Annotated in this window: 16 protein-coding genes; all 16 read left to right on the plus strand. The window is 47.3% G+C overall.

Features of this window, described 5'->3' with window-relative positions; translation table 11 throughout:
• Positions 1-90: 90 nt before the first annotated feature.
• The 16 genes from otsB (at position 91) to infB (ending at position 17633) form a co-directional block, all read left to right on the plus strand.
• Positions 91-861, plus strand: coding sequence for a trehalose-phosphatase (otsB, locus tag ACK28X_RS05780; protein WP_412057468.1), 771 nt, complete (start codon positions 91-93; stop codon positions 859-861).
• The gene (gene otsA / locus ACK28X_RS05785) at positions 858-2264 is read left to right on the plus strand and encodes an alpha,alpha-trehalose-phosphate synthase (UDP-forming) (protein ID WP_412057469.1); all 1407 of its coding nucleotides are present in this window, start codon (positions 858-860) and stop codon (positions 2262-2264) included. Before otsB ends, otsA begins: the two co-directional genes overlap by 4 nt.
• Positions 2265-2287: 23 nt before the next feature.
• Positions 2288-3010, plus strand: coding sequence for a tRNA (adenosine(37)-N6)-threonylcarbamoyltransferase complex dimerization subunit type 1 TsaB (gene tsaB / locus ACK28X_RS05790; protein ID WP_412057470.1), 723 nt, complete (start codon positions 2288-2290; stop codon positions 3008-3010).
• 10 nt (positions 3011-3020) lie between these two features.
• Positions 3021-3500 carry a ribosomal protein S18-alanine N-acetyltransferase gene (rimI, locus tag ACK28X_RS05795; RefSeq protein WP_412057471.1) on the plus strand — a complete coding sequence of 160 codons (480 nt, stop codon included), beginning with the start codon at positions 3021-3023 and terminating at the stop codon, positions 3498-3500.
• A 40-nt stretch (positions 3501-3540) separates the two neighbouring features.
• Positions 3541-4938 carry a tRNA (N6-isopentenyl adenosine(37)-C2)-methylthiotransferase MiaB gene (miaB, locus tag ACK28X_RS05800; protein ID WP_412057472.1) on the plus strand — a complete coding sequence of 466 codons (1398 nt, stop codon included), beginning with the start codon at positions 3541-3543 and terminating at the stop codon, positions 4936-4938.
• Between the two features lie 32 nt (positions 4939-4970).
• Positions 4971-6035, plus strand: coding sequence for a PhoH family protein (locus ACK28X_RS05805; protein WP_412058295.1), 1065 nt, complete (start codon positions 4971-4973; stop codon positions 6033-6035).
• A 61-nt stretch (positions 6036-6096) separates the two neighbouring features.
• Entirely contained in the window at positions 6097-6576 is a 480-nt protein-coding gene (gene ybeY, locus ACK28X_RS05810; RefSeq protein ID WP_412057473.1) for an rRNA maturation RNase YbeY, read from the plus strand.
• A 49-nt stretch (positions 6577-6625) separates the two neighbouring features.
• Positions 6626-7624 carry a hemolysin family protein gene (locus ACK28X_RS05815; protein WP_412057474.1) on the plus strand — a complete coding sequence of 333 codons (999 nt, stop codon included), beginning with the start codon at positions 6626-6628 and terminating at the stop codon, positions 7622-7624.
• Position 7625: 1 nt separating this feature from the next.
• A complete protein-coding gene (gene lnt, locus ACK28X_RS05820; protein ID WP_412057475.1) occupies positions 7626-9218 on the plus strand; it encodes an apolipoprotein N-acyltransferase in 1593 nt (530 codons plus the stop codon).
• Positions 9219-9351: 133 nt separating this feature from the next.
• The gene (locus ACK28X_RS05825) at positions 9352-9765 is read left to right on the plus strand and encodes a helix-turn-helix domain-containing protein (RefSeq protein WP_412057476.1); all 414 of its coding nucleotides are present in this window, start codon (positions 9352-9354) and stop codon (positions 9763-9765) included.
• 146 nt (positions 9766-9911) lie between these two features.
• Complete coding sequence (metK, locus tag ACK28X_RS05830; protein WP_412057477.1) at positions 9912-11201, plus strand: methionine adenosyltransferase; 1290 nt, start codon at positions 9912-9914, stop codon at positions 11199-11201.
• Positions 11195-11890 carry a tRNA (guanine(46)-N(7))-methyltransferase TrmB gene (gene trmB, locus ACK28X_RS05835; protein ID WP_412057478.1) on the plus strand — a complete coding sequence of 232 codons (696 nt, stop codon included), beginning with the start codon at positions 11195-11197 and terminating at the stop codon, positions 11888-11890. The genes metK and trmB overlap by 7 nt, the downstream gene beginning before the upstream one ends.
• A 189-nt stretch (positions 11891-12079) precedes the next feature.
• Positions 12080-12688 (plus strand): ribosome maturation factor RimP, encoded by a 609-nt coding sequence (gene rimP, locus ACK28X_RS05840; protein ID WP_412058296.1) that lies wholly within the window; start codon positions 12080-12082, stop codon positions 12686-12688.
• A 99-nt stretch (positions 12689-12787) separates the two neighbouring features.
• Complete coding sequence (gene nusA, locus ACK28X_RS05845) at positions 12788-14404, plus strand: transcription termination factor NusA (RefSeq protein ID WP_412057479.1); 1617 nt, start codon at positions 12788-12790, stop codon at positions 14402-14404.
• A gap of 18 nt (positions 14405-14422) precedes the next feature.
• Entirely contained in the window at positions 14423-15031 is a 609-nt protein-coding gene (locus tag ACK28X_RS05850; RefSeq protein ID WP_412057480.1) for an RNA-binding protein, read from the plus strand.
• Between the two features lie 16 nt (positions 15032-15047).
• The gene (gene infB, locus ACK28X_RS05855; RefSeq protein WP_412057481.1) at positions 15048-17633 is read left to right on the plus strand and encodes a translation initiation factor IF-2; all 2586 of its coding nucleotides are present in this window, start codon (positions 15048-15050) and stop codon (positions 17631-17633) included.
• The last annotated feature ends 20 nt before the right edge of the window (positions 17634-17653 follow it).

The raw sequence follows: 17653 nt of genomic DNA on the forward strand, positions 1-17653 counted from the left end.
ATAGGTTCCACTAAGCCTATCTATTTTGTGAATGGGCTCTCGCTTGGCGTTAGAGCTTGACTTTGTTGAACTGTGCCTATCTTTTTCTATATGATCAATTTTATACAAAACTCGGGCTTTAGCGCGCTAGAGCAGGCGTGTGCGCGTCTGACTATGGATAAGATTGCTTTCTTTTTTGATATTGATGGTACTTTGCTAGATATAGCTGATCACCCGGCAGGAGTATCCTCGCCTGCCGGGCTTGTTGATAGCTTGAAGAAATTGTCATTAAAACTTGGAGGAGCTTTGGCCTTGGTAACGGGGCGCAGCGTCGCGAGTGCTGATCAAATTTTTGGTTATCCTTTCACAATTGCCGGCCTTTATGGAGCAGAAATTCGTAGCTCTGATGGCTTCGTGCAGCGTTATGAGATCCCCGCTTCTTTTAAGCGGGCAAAAACATTTTTACAAAAGGTTATAAAACCTTTTCCTGCTCTGTTCCTAGAGGATAAGGGACATGGTGTGGCGGTGCATTTCCGTTGCCTGCCTTCGCTTGCGCCGCGGGTAATGGAGATTATGGTTGAGGCAGCGGATATCGCTGGCCCGTTCTATACAATTCAAAAGGGAAAGATGCTGCTTGAGTTAAAATTAGCGGCGCTTGATAAAGGGCGGGCTGTGGATCATTTTATGAATGGACCGCGTTTTGCGGAGCGGGTTCCCATTTGTTTTGGTGATGATGTAGGGGATGAGGCTATGTTCGCCCGTATCCAGCAATTGGGAGGCTTGGCTTTTCATATTGGTCGTCTGCCTACTTGTAGCGCGGCGCTTTATTGCCTAGATACGCCTGCCGCCTTGCGCAAGTGGTTGATGGATGGGCTTATATGAGTCGTTTAATCATGGTTTCTAATCGTGTGCCCTTGCCTGATGCCCAAGGCAATCCGCCTGCTGGGGGGCTGGCGGTTGCACTTTCAGCCGCTTTGCAACAACATCAAGGAATCTGGATGGGATGGTCGGGGATGGTGAGTGAGCATGGGCATAAGGTGCCTTTACGCTCCCACCAAGATGGCGCAATTCAGTATGCTTTATTTGACCTTTCCCAGCGGGACATTGACGAATATTATGCAGGCTTTGCTAATCGCATGTTATGGCCGCTTTGCCATTATCGGATTGATCTTGTGGATTATGCTCGCCAAGATATGCGTGGTTATTTTCGTGTTAATCGTTTATTTGCTGAAAAGCTCGCCCCCTTAATAAAGCCTGGCGATAAAATTTGGGTTCATGATTATCATCTTATCCCGCTTGCTTCTGAATTGCGCCAAAGGGGCATTGATAATCCGATCGGCTTTTTCCTACACATCCCGTGGCCACCGGCCGATATTTTCTTCACCCTTCCAGTTCATGAAATCATTTTACGAGGCCTTGCTGCTTATGATCTTGTAGGCTTTCAAACTGATTATGATGTTGAAAATTTTACCCATTGTCTTATTCGGGAGGGGGTGGGTAAACAGCAGGAAGGTGGGCAATTTTTTGCCTATAATCATCTGTTTCGGGCCGCCGCTTTTCCCATTTCGATTGATACGGATAATTTTGCTAAAATGGCCCGTAAGGCGGTGCATTACCCTTCGCTCATGCGCTTAAAGAATAGCCTGCTTGAGCGCGATTTAATTGTTGGTGTGGATCGATTGGACTATTCTAAAGGCATTTTGCATCGTCTTGATGCTTATGAACGTTTTTTGGGTAGATATAAAACAAGCTGCGAAAGGGTAAGCTTTTTACAAATTACTCCCAAATCGCGTAGTGATGTGCCTGAATATGCACAGATGCAACAAAAAGTTGCTAGTATTGCGGGGCGTATTAATGGTGATTATGGCAATATTGATTGGACCCCTATTCGTTATGTTAACCGATCTTTTTCACAAGAAGTGTTGGGTGGTCTTTACCGCGTAGCCCGTGTAGGGCTTGTTACTCCTTTGCGTGATGGCATGAACTTAGTAGCGAAGGAATATATTGCGGCACAAGATCCAGAAAATCCAGGGGTCTTAATTCTGTCGCGCTTTGCGGGGGCGGCACGCGAATTGACCAACGCCCTTTTGGTTAATCCCTATGATGGCGACGGCGTGAGCCACGCTCTTGCCCAAGCGTTATCAATGGCTCTGCCCGAGCGGCAAGAGCGCTGGCAAGCTATGATGCAGCAGCTCAGGGATCATACTATCACCCATTGGTGCACGCAATTTTTGCAAAATTTGCAAAAGTCTGAAGAAGACTATAAAATACCAAGCGATTTCTAATAGGGCTAGTTTGGGTTTTATAGATGGTGATGCTTATTCTTGATACGGCGGTACAGCAATGTGCAGTTGGTTTAATGCCTTTGCCTGATCGTGAAGGCAATGGAGCGTTTAAGCCCCTTTTGGCTGGTAAAGTTCTTCCTCTTAACAAAGGGCACGCAGAAATTTTATTAGATCAATTAGCCGCCGTATTAGACGAAGCAGCGGTAGAGCTTGCAAATGTGAAGCAGATAGTTGTTAATATTGGTCCGGGGTCTTTTACGGGCATCCGGGTGGGGGTAGCAACCGCGCGTGCCCTTGCTCTTGTGCTGGACTGCCCTACTATTGGCGTGTCTTCGCTTGAGGCCTTGGCGTTTGAAGCGCGCGCTTCTTTAGAGCCTGCTGTATCTTTGGATACGCCATCAATTACAGCTTTGATTCCTGCGGGAGGTGAGCGTGTTTATTACCAGAGCTTTGATCAAGAGGGGCGGGCTATATCGGCGCCCTCATTATCGAGCCGTGAAAACTTATTGGCGATTTTGCCGACACAAAGCCTTTTGGTTGGATCTCTTGCTACCGAGATTGCTACTATAGCGGCTACACATGCATCTTATAGGGCAGCGACCTCTGAAAGTATAACCGCTTCACTTGAAACTTATGGTACTTTAGCAACGGGGCGATTAGTAACCACACCAGCGCAGCCACTTTATTTACGTGGTGCTGATGCTAAAGTGCAAACGGGGTTTGCTCTTGCACATGGCTTCCTGTAAGGGGGCGATAGTGTCATTCAGACGCAAAGATCTAAGGTTTTTGGTTGCCCCCGCTAGCGATGAAGACGGGGTGCATCTTGCTGATATTCATCAACTGGTATTTAATCCTGCTTGGGATGGTGCTGTTTTTGAGCAGCTTTTGCGTGATCCTTATATATTTGTTTATGTAGGCCGTGCAGCTATTCATGAGGGCTCGATTTTGGGTTTTATCCTTTGCCGACACGTGTTGGATGAAGCTGAAATTTTGAGTTTTGCCATCCACCCCAAATTTCAAAAAAGGGGTCTTGGTTCCTTATTGATGGATACAGCGTTACGTAAGCTTTATTATGAGCGTATCCGCGTGCTGTTTCTTGAAGTGGCGGCCGACAATCAAGCTGCCCTTACCCTTTATCGGCGGTTTGGTTTTCAGGAGGTAGGGCGGCGGCCTGCTTATTATCAGGCTGAAAGTGGGTGTAGAGATGCTTTGTCTATGCGCCTTTGCCTCATGTAAAGCGATTGAAACTTATGGTTAAAACAGTTAGAACAAGCTTATGAATGAAGTAGATGTAACAGAAGGGGCTTCAGTGTCCCCGCTAGAAGGCGCTTATCCCGCACATAAAGGAAAGGTTTTTATTAAAACCTATGGGTGCCAAATGAATGTTTATGATAGCCAGCGTATGGGCGATAGCCTTAATGTAGACGGCTACCAAGTGACGGATACGCCAGAAGAGGCGGATCTTATCCTTGTCAACACATGTCACATACGAGCCAAAGCGGCTGAGAAGCTTTATTCTGATTTAGGGCGTTTGCGTGTGATGCGTGAGGCGCGAGCGCCACAAAAACCCTTGATTATTGGCGTGACTGGTTGCGTAGCGCAAGCTGAGGGGGAAGAGATTTTGCGTCGCGCTCCAGTGGTGGATCTTGTTGTGGGACCTCAAGCTTACCATCGTTTGCCTGATTTACTTAAGCAGGTGCGCGGTGGGCACAAATTGGTGGAAACCGATTATGCGGTGGAAGATAAATTTGCTCACCTTCCTGCGCCTAATAAGCACATGGTTCGTAAACGTGGTATTAGCGCCTTTTTAACAGTGCAAGAAGGGTGCGATAAGTTTTGTACTTTCTGTGTTGTCCCCTATACGCGCGGGTCTGAGGTTTCTCGTCCTGTTGTCCAAATTGCAGAAGAAGCGCGGCATTTGGTGGCAGCTGGGGTTAAGGAGATCACCCTCTTAGGCCAAAATGTAAACGCTTGGCATGGCGAGGGGGCGGACGGTCGGTCATGGCGGCTTGGGGATTTACTTTACCATTTGGCGGAAATTCCAGGCCTTGTTCGTTTGCGTTATACGACAAGTCATCCTTGCGATATGGATGAGAGTTTGATTGCTGCCCATCGGGATCTTGCAATGCTGATGCCCTATCTGCATCTACCAGTGCAATCAGGATCGGATCAGATTTTAAAGGCGATGAATCGTCATCATAGCCGTGACGATTATTTGCAACTTATTGATAAAATTCGTGCTGCCCGCCCAGATATTGCTTTTTCAGGTGACTTTATCGTAGGGTTCCCTGGCGAGACAGACGAAGCTTTCCGCGCTACAATCGACCTTGTTTTGGAGGTTGGCTATAGTTCAGCTTATTCCTTTAAATATTCTCCTCGCCCTGGTACGCCAGGTGCAGCTATGAAAAACCATGTGGATGAAGCGATTAAAGACGCTCGGCTACAAGAATTACAAGCTCTTTTATCACAGCAACAGCGTGATTTTCTTCATAGCAAAGTGGGATCAACGATGGATGTTTTGATTGAGAAGGCGGGGCGTTATGAAGGACAATGGATTGGCCGCTCGCCTTGGTTGTTGCCTGTTGCTCTTACCGCTAAAGCTGAGGTGGGCGATCTTGTCCGTTGCAGAATTATTGAAGCGCGTTCCAATAGTTTACTGGGGCAAGTTTTATAGGATTGTATAAAAGGCGAGGAGGGAGAAGGATGGTGAAGGCTGCCAAAAGCCTGAAAAGTAAAGAAAAAGGGAACCCCGCTCAGGCTATAGCGCTTGATGAGGGAAAAGCGGGGCGAGCGCGTGGACGCCTCGTTCTTAGTTTTACTGATAATGATTGTGCACGAGCTGCTTTTGGCAAATTGGACGAAAACTTAAAGACGATTGAACGTAAGCTGGGGCTTGATATTCATGTGCAGGGTAATGAAGTGACGCTTTATGGCGATGCTACGGCACTTACAGTGGCCGATCGTGTGTTAAATACGCTTTATGCAGCGGCCAAAAAGGGAGCAACGCCTGATCTTCTGGAAACAGAGGGCATATTGGCCATTGGCCGTAGTGAGGTTGTTTCAAGTGGGGATGGGGTTGAAAACGATGCGCCTTGCAAAGTCAATATCGCGCATATTGCAAATCGTAAAAAGACCATTCACGCTCGTACGCCTACACAGAATCGGTATATAGAAGCTTTGAATGCTCATGATCTTATTTTTGGGGTGGGGCCGGCGGGCACCGGTAAGACGTATCTAGCAGTAGCTCAGGCAGTTATGCTTTTGGAAAAAGGGCTAGTCGATCGAATTATTTTAACCAGACCTGCCGTTGAAGCGGGAGAGCGGCTGGGTTTTTTGCCCGGCGATATGAAAGAAAAGGTTGATCCTTATCTACGGCCTCTCTACGATGCTCTTTACGATATGATGTCGCCTGATAAGGTTGAAAAGGCTGTGGGAGCAGGACTTATTGAAATTGCACCCCTGGCTTTTATGCGCGGGCGTACTTTAGCACGCGCAGCGATCATTTTGGATGAAGCGCAAAATACTACATCCATGCAAATGAAAATGTTTTTGACTCGCTTGGGAGATGGCGCCAAAATGATGATTACTGGCGATCCTAGCCAAGTTGACCTCCCTGCGGGTCAAAAATCTGGTCTTATAGAAGCTCTGCATATTTTAGAGGGTTTAAGTGAGATTGCTATTGTCTGGTTCCATGAAGGTGATGTGGTGCGCCATCCTTTGGTCGCGGCGATTATCAGGGCTTATGAGTGTATAGGTGCAAAGAAGTCATAGTGGGCAGATGCAATGCAATAGGATCTGCGAGTAAAGCAGGGATAATGGATAGTTATGAATTATGTTACAGATAGATATAACGATAACGGGAGGCGATTGGCCTGATGCAGGGTTTCTCGAAGATTTCGTACAAACGACAACAGCAGCGGTATTTGAGCGTTTAGGTTTTTTAGACCTTGTTAGTGAATTGAGTTTGGTTTTTAGTTGTGATGCAGAGGTTCGCGCTCTTAACGCGCGTTGGCGAGGACAAGATAAGGCCACCAATGTTTTGTCCTTCCCAATCCAAGATGTGCAAGTGGGTGAACGGCCTGGACCGATTTTAGGGGATATTATTATCGCTTATGAGACTGTAGAGCGGGAAGCCTTAGCCGAAGATAAACCTTTATTGAATCACGTGCGACACATGTTGGTGCATGGGGTTTTACATCTTTTGGGATATGACCATGAAAACGAAGGGGAAGCGGAGATTATGGAACAATGGGAGCGTGAGATTCTCGCTGACCTTGGGGTTCCCAACCCCTATCGTGAGTATATTTGCTAATGTGGTAACTTTTCCTTTATATAGATCCATGCAGTAATAAACCTCAAGAATGAAGATAATGGCTGAAAAGAATTCCTCCTCCGACTCAGGTTACGAAAGTGACGAGCTGACTCCGGTTACGGCGCGCGAAAAGCGCTTTTCGTTAAGTCAGTTTTTACCTTTTCTTCGTAGCCGGCAAAATACTTCTTTGCGAGCCGATCTGACTGATGCTTTGGCAACAGTAGAACATCCAGAGAATGCATCTTTTTCTCCACAAGAGCGTTTGATGCTGCACAATATTTTGCGGCTTGGTGAGGCGCGAGTGGAGGATATTATGATCCCGCGTTCAGAGATAGAGGCGCTAGGGTTAGAAACATCATTGGGCGATGTATTGAAATGTTTTGAAAAAACTGGCCATTCGCGGATGCCCGTTTATGCCGAAACATTGGATGACCCGCGTGGGATGGTGCACATTCGTGATGTTTTAAATTATTTAACGCGCGCAGCGCGTTTATGTGAAACGGTTGATGGCACCTTTAATTTTGGCGGTATAGATCTGGAGCGCTCGCTGCAAGATTTAAATCTTGTGCGCAATGTTTTGTTTGTTCCTGGTTCAATGATGGCCAGTCAACTCCTCACCCGCATGCAGACCACCCGAACGCAAATGGCTTTGGTTATTGATGAATATGGCGGCACGGATGGATTAGTCTCTTTGGAAGATATTGTAGAATTGGTTGTGGGCGATATTGAGGATGAGCATGACGATGTAGCCAATTTTATTGTTAGTGAATCAGCACAGAAATGGCTTTTGGATGCCCGCGCCGACCTCGAGGAAGTGTCTGAAGCTTTGGGGCCTAAATTCATCGTTGGTGAACTGGGTGAAGAGGTTGATACAATTGGCGGCTTTCTTGTTTCGCTTTTGGATCGCATCCCCAGCAAGGGCGAAATGATTGAAGCTGTACCTGGCTTTCGTTTTCGTATTCTTGAAGCCGATAAGCGCCGTATCAAGCGCATAAGAGTGTTTTCTGATGCAGAGGTTTCGGCTCAAGGAAAGATAGAGAACTCTTAAGATGGCAAGCGCGGCGGCGATAGAGAAGAAGCTTGCCGTTTTATCGATACGGTGGTATTTTTTGTTGGCCGGCGTAGCGGGGGGGCTTGTTGCTTTTGCTTTACCGCCTTTTTATGGAATTTTTTTCTGTTTTCTAAGTTTTCCTTGTCTTTTATTGCTACTGGATAGAGGCGCCTCTATAGGTAGTCGGTGCCGGCGGTTGTCGGTGATGGCGGGTTTGGGCTTTTGTTTTGGTTTTGGCTATTTTATCGTTGGCCTTTGGTGGTTGACCAATGCTTTATTTGTAGATATTGCACGCTTTTGGTGGGCTTTGCCTTTTGCGCTTTTGGGCTTACCAGTCTTTTTAGCATTTTATTGGGGCTTTGCAGGTTTTCTTTGTGGGCTCTTTTGGCCAAAGGGGCTTGCGCGGGTGTTTGTTTTTGCTTTGTGCTTTGGTTTGGCTGAATGGTTGCGCGGGATTTTATGGACAGGCTTTCCATGGAACGCTATCGGTTATACTGCTATGCCCACGCCGCTGTTAATGCAGTCCTCAGCGGTTTTTGGTCTATATGGAATGAATTTTTGGGCGTTTTTTGTTTATGCTTTACCTGTTGTGGTTTTTACATCAGAAAAAATGGCTTTGCCCTTAAGCCTTTGTGTAGGACTGAGCTTAGCTCATTTGGGTTTTGGGCTTTATCGGCTTGGTCGCGCGCCAGCAAGCATTGCTTATCAAAATAGCTCTCATTGGGTACGGATTGTTCAGCCTAATCTTGTGCCCCGTGCTGAATATGGTGCGACGCAACGTTATAGTGATTTTGAAAAGCAGTTGCGCTTAAGTAAGGCTCCTTTAAGTCAAGGCGCTAAAGTTGCGGATTTTATCCTTTGGCCGGAAGCGGCGGTGCCTTATATTTTTGGTTCTCATTCAGAGGTGGCTCGTGCTATTGGTGGTTTTTTAGAGCCGCAACAATGGGCTGTCGTTGGGGCTATACGGTATGATGGAGGATCTGCGAGCAACGAACCGCGTTATTATAACGCCCTGAAAGTTGTTGACTATCGTGGCGATATTATCGCCGATTCGGATAAAGTTCATTTAGTACCATTTGGCGAATATCTACCGTTTCAAAAATGGTTATCTCTTTTTGGCTTGCGCGCTGTGGCTGAAAATGTTGGGGGTTATAGCGCTGGGGCGCAACGCCGCTCCGTTACCTTGCCTAATGGTTTTGTTTATTTGCCGCTGATTTGTTATGAGATCATCTTCCCCAATGAGATGTTTTATGAAGGGTCGCGGCCTAATGCATTGGTGAACGTTAGCAATGATTCGTGGTTTGGTGCGACACCAGGCATTTATCAACATTTCCAACAAGCGCAAATGCGGGCGGTGGAGACAGGGTTGCCATTGATTCGAGCTGCAAATAATGGCATTTCCGCGGTGGTTGATCCTTATGGTCGGGTTGTCGCGTCTCTTCCGCGCGCGCGGGCTGCGGTTTTGGATGCCCCTATTCCTAAAGCTCTTGTTCCAATTTGGTCGCGCTCACCATATTTATTGCCGGGTTTATGTGTATTTCTCATCCTAGGCTTGGGGCTGTGTGGTATATGGTTTATAAAAGTAGACTAATGATTGACAAATGCTCGGCAATATTATGATAATAGTGTGCATATGTTCTGCGGGGGACAGTCGCCAGATACAATTATTTTGATAACACGCCAAGGCTTGGTTGATATTGGCTTTTAGCAAAGAAAATAAAGTTATGAGCGAGAATAAAAAGAAACCGGATCCAACGGATGTGTACGTGGGCGCCCGCATAAGGTTCCGCCGTAATATGTTAGGGCTGAGCCAAGAAAAACTGGGCGAAAAATTGGGGGTTACCTTTCAGCAGGTTCAAAAATATGAAAAGGGTACGAATCGTGTGGGTGCTAGTCGTCTACAGGCAATTGCGGCCATTTTAGATGTACCAGTTGCATATTTTTTTGAAAACTCACAAAAAACACAGGCTGCTGAGAGCTTTGCGGAGCCGGATGCAATTTTTTTGGATTTCTGTTCGAGTAGTGAAGGAATTCAATTGATGCGGGCTTTTGCAAATATCCGTGAGGCTAGAGTGCGGCGCAAAATCATTGACCTTGTTAAGGCTTTATCTAGTGGCGAATTTGATGGGAATTTATAGGCTAAGATAGTGAGTTTGACTGCGAAGGTTATTGAATGCTATAGCCCTCGCAACAGTGGGGGATAACGCTGTAGACTTTCTCTATAAAAATATGCTTTGTTAGGCGAATGAACTTTGGGCTATGGTTTTGCTTGCGAGGGTGACACGTGGGGCATAAAAATTACTTTTTTACCAGTGAATCTGTATCAGAAGGTCATCCTGATAAAATTTGCGACCGTATCTCTGATGAAATTGTAGATATGATTTATAGAGAAGCACTCAAGGTGGGGATGGATCCTTGGTTGGTACGCGTGGCGTGTGAAGTGTTGGCTACTACTAATCGGATTATTATCGCAGGCGAGGCGCGGGTGCCGAAAAGTCTTTTAAAAAGAAGCCGAGATGGAGGTTTGTTGCGTGATGCTTCTGGTCATTGGCAAATCAATCCTGCGCGTTTTCGAGCCTTAGCTCGGCGAGCGATTCGGTCAATCGGTTATGAACAGGAAGGTTTTCACTGGAAAAAGGTGAAGGTAGATGTGCTTTTGCACGCGCAATCGGCAGATATTGCCCAAGGTGTCGATGAAGCAACTGATATTCAAACAAGCGAAGGGGCGGGTGACCAAGGCATTATGTTTGGTTATGCTTGTCGTGAAACTGCCGATTTTATGCCTGCTCCTATTTATTATGCGCATAAGATTTTGGCCCAATTAGCAAAAGCGCGTCATGAAAAGCAGGGCGAGGCCGCTTTTTTGGGGCCTGACGCTAAAAGTCAAGTTACAGTGCGTTATGAAAATGGTGTTCCATGCGAAGTGACGTCCATTGTATTGTCCAGCCAGCACCTTAATCCCAATTGGGATAGCATTAAGGTACGTACGGTGGTAGAGCCTCATATTCGTATTGCTTTGGCTGATATTGCAATTGCCGCTGATTGTCGTTGGTATATTAACCCAACAGGTAGGTTTGTTATAGGGGGGCCTGATGGTGACGCTGGTTTGACGGGGCGGAAGATCATTGTTGATACCTACGGAGGCGCCGCTCCTCATGGAGGAGGTGCCTTTTCTGGTAAGGATACTACAAAGGTTGACCGTTCAGCTGCTTATGCAGCCCGCTATTTAGCTAAGAATGTTGTGGCGGCCGGTTTGGCAGATCGCTGTACGATTCAAATTTCTTATGCTATAGGAGTGGCGCAACCGCTTTCTCTTTATGTAGACTTGCATGGAACGGGGCGGGTGAAGGAAGATCAGGTTGAAGTAGCGATTCGACAATCTATGGATCTTTCGCCTAGCGGCATTCGTCGACATCTTAATTTGAATCGTCCCATTTACGCAAAAACTGCTGCTTACGGCCACTTTGGCCGCCGGCCTGGGCGCGATGGGTCCTTTTCTTGGGAGCGCACCGATTTGGTGAAACCTTTGCAGCAGGCGATCGCAAACCAAGTAAGTGATAAAGAATTATGCTGAAGACTCGGATGAGTGAAGCCTTTTTTGGGCGGCGGAAGGGAAAAGCATTACGCGAAGGACAAATGGCGCGTGCGGAGCGTCTTTTGCCTCTTTTAAAGCTTAATTTGCAACAAAAGCCGCCCATGGCGCTTACACAGCTTTTCCCAACGCCCGTTAGTGGTGTGCGGTTGGAAATCGGTTTTGGGGGTGGTGAACATCTGTGTCATGAGGTGGCGCGGTGTGAAACTATGGGTTTTATTGGGATTGAGCCCTTTGTAAATGGTATGATAAAGCTTTTGCATCGTATTGATGAGGCACCTTCATTGCAGCAACGTTTGCGTCTTTATGATGATGATGCAACTTTGCTACTAGATTGGTTGCCTGATGCTTGTCTTAATGGGATTGATCTTTTTTATCCTGACCCTTGGCCCAAGAAAAAACATTGGAAGCGGCGTTTTGTGAATGAAAAGAATTTGAATCGTTTTGCGCGCGTGCTAAAAAGTGGAGGAGTTTTTCGTTTTGTAAGTGATATTGACACTTATGTAAATTGGACGCTCAGGCATATGATGCATCATTCCGCCTTTGATTGGGTAGCAAAGGGGCCAGAAGATTGGCAAATACCCTTCATAGCGTGGCCTAGCACGCGCTATGAAGCCAAAGCTTTGCTAGCAGGTCGAGTGCCAGCCTACCTTACTTTTTTGCGCCTTTAAGGCGCTCTTGATGGCGCGTTTTGAAATTGTGGTGCGTGATGTATGAGCGTTGGGGGTTGAAAGCAGCCATATTTTCGTGTATAGTGAAGGAAATCTTGATCTTGTGATGAAGAGTGGGTCCCAAGCCCGCTCTTTTTGTTTAAGGTCCTTTGCAACGCCATTGCCAGAAATGGTATCATTGAGGGTATGATGCAGGACGTAATGCGCCTAGTGGATATTAATGAGCCCCGTCTTCTTGAAGAAGTAGGGGTGGAAGCAAAAATCGCTGCTTTACTGATACCTGTGCTTTTGCCTTTAGGTTATCGTTTGGTGCAGGTGCGGCTTTTAGGATTAAATGGCCTCACTTTGCAGATCATGGCCGAGCGTGCTAATGGGTTGATGAGCGTTGATGATTGTGAGCTGGTTAGCCGTACAATTTCTCCCCTTTTGGATGTGGAGGATCTTATTGAACGCAAATATCATCTGGAAATTTCATCTCCCGGAATTGATCGCCCGCTGGTACGCAAATCTGATTTCGCTCATTGGAAAGATTATATAGCAAAGGTGGAAACGCGGAGCTCTATTGATGGGCGTCGTAAATTTCGGGGTGTTATAAGCGATGTGGATGAACAGGGCTTTGTGCTTATCGCCGATAAACTTGCTTATGGTGAAACGATGCAGGTAAAAATCCTATTTGAGCAAATTATCGATGCACGCTTGGTTCTTACCGATGATCTTATCCGAGCGGCCTTAAGGAAGGATAAGGCATTACGTCAGGGGCTAATTCCTGAGGATGACCTTGGCGAGGACGGTGTTTAGGCGTTTGGTAGGGCGCTAAGCAGAAGGGCGGAAGTCTTTCGATGGGTTTTGAGAACGGATATAATGGGCCGCTTCAAGCGGTGAAAAAGGAGATTATCAATGGCTGTGAGTGCGAACAGATTAGAGCTTTTGCAAATTGCTGATGCTGTGGCGCGGGAAAAGTCGATTGACCGTGAAGTTGTAATTGCCGCCATGGCTGACGCGATTCAAAAAGCAGCGCGTTCGCGCTATGGCTTAGAAACCAATATCCGTGCTGACATCAATGCACGTTCGGGGGAGATTAAACTTCAGCGCTTGTTGGAAGTAGTGGAAAAAGTAGAGGACTATGCTACGCAGATTTCTCTAGAAATGGCGAAAGACCGTAAGCCTGATGCCCAGATCGGTGATATTCTATCAGATCCCCTGCCATCTATGGATTTTGGTCGGATTGCTGCTCAATCGGCTAAACAAGTAATTGTGCAACGGGTGCGTGATGCGGAGCGCGACCAGCAATATGATGAATTCAAAGATAAATTAGGTGAAATTGTTTCTGGTACGGTTAAGCGGGTGGAGTATGGCAATGTGATTGTCGACCTAGGGCGTGGCGAGGCGGTGGTGCGCCGGGATGAGTTGATCCCGCGGGAAGCTTTTCGTTATGGAGATCGGATTCGGGCTTTCGTGGCCGATGTGCGGCGTGAGCCCCGTGGGCATCAGGTCTTTTTATCACGGACGCACCCGCAATTTATGGCTAAATTATTTACCATGGAAGTGCCAGAAATTTATGATGGTATTATTGAGATTAAAGCAGTTGCACGTGACCCTGGTTCGCGTGCAAAAATAGCCGTTGTTTCGCGCGATGCTTCTATTGATCCGGTGGGCGCTTGTGTGGGGATGCGTGGAAGTCGTGTGCAAGCAGTGGTTGGCGAATTGCAGGGAGAAAAGGTTGATATCATTCCTTGGTCGGCAGATGCAGCAAGTTTTATTGTTAATGCTTTGCAGCCTGCTGAAGTGGCAAAGGTGGTGCTTGATGAAGACGCTGAACGGATTGAAGTGATTGTGCCTGATGATCAATTGAGCTTGGCGATTGGTCGGCGTGGACAGAACGTACGTTTGGCTTCGCAATTAACGGGGTGGGGCATTGATATTCTGACCGAAAAGGAAGAATCGGAAAATCGTCAGAAGGAATTTATTGAGCGTAGTAAACTCTTTATGCAGGCGCTTGATGTGGATGAAATGGTTGCACAACTTTTGGCCTCTGAAGGTTTTGATTCCGTGGAAGAAGTTGCTTATGTAGCTCTTAATGAAATTGCGACTATTGAAGGGTTTGATGAAGATACGGCGACGGAAATTCAAACGCGCGCTCGTGAATATCTAGACGCACAAGAGCGTGCTTTGGATGAAAAGCGGCAAAGCCTTGGTGTAGCGGATGACTTGCGGCAATTGCCGAATATGACCACTGCGATGCTGGTAGCTCTTGGCGAGGAGGGGGTTAAAACCGTTGAGGATTTTGCGGGTTGCGCGGTGGACGACCTCGTGGGCTGGTGTGAACGGACTAAGGGTGAAACTAAGCAACATTTGGGCATTTTGTCATCTTTTGATTTGAGTCGCACTGATGCGGAAGCGATGATTTTGGGGGCGCGTTTGCATGTTGGCTGGATTGACGAAGTTGATCTTTTTGAAGAAGTGGAAGATGATGCACTTCAGGCGGCCGAAGGATCTTCGGATGAGACTGAGTGAGAAACGGGGTAGTGGCCGATGGTCGAACGTACCTGCATCGTGACGCGGGAGACAAAGCAAATACAAGATCTGATTCGTTTTGTTATTGCGCCTGATGGGCGAGTTGTAGCAGATCTGAAAGCGCACTTACCAGGCCGGGGCGCTTGGACTCTGGCGCGGCGTCAAGTTTTAATAGATGCAGTCAAGCGGCGTGCTTTTCAGCGTGCTTTTAAGGCAGATATAATAGTGGAGGATGATCTGCCTCAACGTGTAGAAGTGTTATTGCGCAAAAGGGCTTGTGCTCAATTAGCTTTAGCGCGTAAGGCTGGTGTTTTGGTGGCCGGGTCAGCTAAGGTATCGGCTGCGATCCGGGCTGGTGAGGTGGTTTTGGTCTTTCATGCCGAAGAGGCCGCTGAAGATGGGCGACGCAAAATTTTGCAGACAACCTATGCATTGCAACAAAAGACTGGTAAAAATATCGCAATCCTGTCTTTGTTTAGTGCGGAAGAAATGGCTGTAGCTTTTGGAGGGCATCCTGTGGTACACGCAGCTTTATTACATGGGCAAGCGGCAGCGGGATTGATGGGTGCGATAGAAAAATGGTGTGCCTATCGTGATGAGACGTGCGGTGCGCGGATAACGGTATAGCCGTGAAGGAAATGGAATGAGTGAACACGATAACGACAAAACAACAGCAAAGAAAACGCTTACTTTAAAACGGGCGGGCGTTGAAACAAGTACGGTCAAGCAAAGTTTTAGCCATGGCCGGAGCAAAGCTGTGGTTGTCGAAACTAAGCGGCGGAAAATTTCTAAACCAGAAGCAAAGCCTGAAACTGTTATCGCGAAGCCTCATGTGGCAACGCAGGGGCGTTCTTCTTTAAATCGTACAGCAAGATCAAGTAGTAACAAGAGCGTTGGTCGTAAGCTATCTTCAACGGAAATGGATGCTCGTTTGCGCGCTCTTGAAGAGGCGCATTTAAGATCTATAGAAGAGGCTAAACAGCAGGCGGCCGCTGAAGCAGAACGGTTAGTCCAAGAAGAAGCGCGGCGTACAGAAGAGATAGCACGGCAGGCGGCTGGAGAGGCGCTGCAAAAGGCTCAAGAAGAAGCCTCGGCTCTTGAAGCTGCGGCGCCTGTTGCAGAGATGAAAAAAGCGCAAGAAATAGCGGTATCAGGAAAGCGCGCCCAAACGACGGGGCGGTCTGTAGAGCAGGGGTCTAAAGCTAAGCTTACACCTGCACCTATTAAGCGTGAATTAGTTGATGGCGAAGGCGATGAGGCCAACCGTCGCAATCGACGCAGTGTGGTAGCTAAACCGGAAGTTCGTGCACCCAAGGCTGTGAAGGGTACTGAAGATCGTCGGCGCGGGAAATTGACTTTGAACAGTGCCTTTGATGATGATAGTGATGCGCGTGGTCGTTCTATGGCAGCGATGCGGCGGCGACAAGAAAAGTTCAAGCGGGCTCTTATGCAAGAGCCGCGGGAAAAAATTTCGCGCGAAGTAGTCTTGCCTGAAACTATCACCATTCAAGAATTAGCTCAGCGCATGGCAGAGCGTTCGGTCGATTTGATTAAATATTTGATGAAGCAAGGTCAGATGATGAAGCCTGGCGACGTGATTGATGCAGATCTTGCCGAATTGATCGCGGTAGAATTTGGCCATACGGTGAAAAGGGTGGCCGAATCAGATGTTGAAGAAGGGATCTTCAATTTACCAGATGATGAAAGCAAGATGAAACGCCGTCCATCTGTTGTGACCATTATGGGACATGTGGATCATGGTAAGACTTCGCTTTTGGATGCTATCCGTAAAGCTAATGTTGTATCTGGGGAAGCGGGGGGGATTACTCAGCATATTGGTGCTTATCAGGTAGAGCATAATGGGCAGAAGATTACTTTCATTGATACGCCTGGGCATGCGGCCTTTACGGCTATGCGAGCCCGCGGCGCGCAAGCCACTGATATTGCGATTTTGGTGGTAGCAGCTGATGATAGTGTGATGCCACAAACTATTGAATCGATTAACCACGCTAAGGCTGCTGGGGTACCAATTATTGTTGCGATCAATAAGATTGATAAACCTGCAGCCGATCCTCAAAAGGTACGCACAGAGCTTTTGCAACACGAGGTCTTTGTTGAATCTTTGGGGGGGGAAACCCTTGAGGTAGAGGTGTCGGCCAAGTCGGGACAAAATCTTGATGCTTTATTAGATGCTATTTTGCTACAAGCAGAAATTCTTGACTTGAAAGCAGATGCTGAACGGACAGCATGTGGTGTAGTAATTGAGGCTAAACTTGACCGCGGTCGCGGGTCAGTAGCAACGGTTCTGGTTCAAAAGGGAACTTTGCACCCCTCTGATATTATTGTTGCTGGAAATGAATGGGGGCGGGTTCGTGCCCTTATTAATGATACAGGGCAACATTTAAAAGAAGCAGGCCCTTCAATGCCTGTGGAAATTTTGGGTATGCAAGGAACGCCGCAAGCAGGTGATCAATTCGCTGTGGTACATAATGAGGCTCAAGCCCGTGGTATTTCGGAATATCGTCAGCGCCTAGCGCGTGAGAAGGCCGTAGCGCGCCAAGCAGGTTCGCGTGGTTCGCTTGAGCAAATGATGAATAAGTTGCAAATCAGCGGGGCAAAGGAGTTTCCTCTTGTCATAAAAGGTGATGTGCAGGGTTCAATTGAAGCGATTATCGCAGCTTTGGAAAAATTGGGCAATGATGAAGTGCGGGCGCGGATTGTTCATGCAGGCGCTGGTGGGGTAACGGAAAGCGATGTTTCCTTAGCAGAGGCATCCCAAGCCGCCATTATTGGCTTTAATGTACGGGCTAATAAACAAGCGCGGGATGCGGCAGAAATTCAGGGCATTGAAATACGTTATTATAACATCATTTATGATCTTGTTGATGATGTGAAAGCGGCGATGTCGGGGATGCTTTCGCCTGAGCGGCGTGAGACATTTCTTGGTAATGCAGAGATTTTGGAAGTGTTTAATATCACCAAAGTTGGAAAAGTGGCGGGTTGTCGTGTAACTGAAGGCAAGATACAACGCGGGGTCGGTGTGCGGCTGGTGCGTGATAATGTTGTGATTCATGAAGGCAGTTTGAAAACACTCAAGCGCTTTAAGGATGAAGTAAGTGAAGTTCAAGTGGGGCAAGAGTGCGGGATGGCCTTTGAAAACTACGATGATATTCGCGCTGGTGATGTTATTGAAGCTTTTCGGGTTGAGCATATTCGTCGTAGCCTTTAGTTGTTTTTTTGGAATGCACA

The organism is Bartonella sp. DGB2, from assembly GCF_046843095.1.
Taxonomy (GTDB): domain Bacteria; phylum Pseudomonadota; class Alphaproteobacteria; order Rhizobiales; family Rhizobiaceae; genus Bartonella.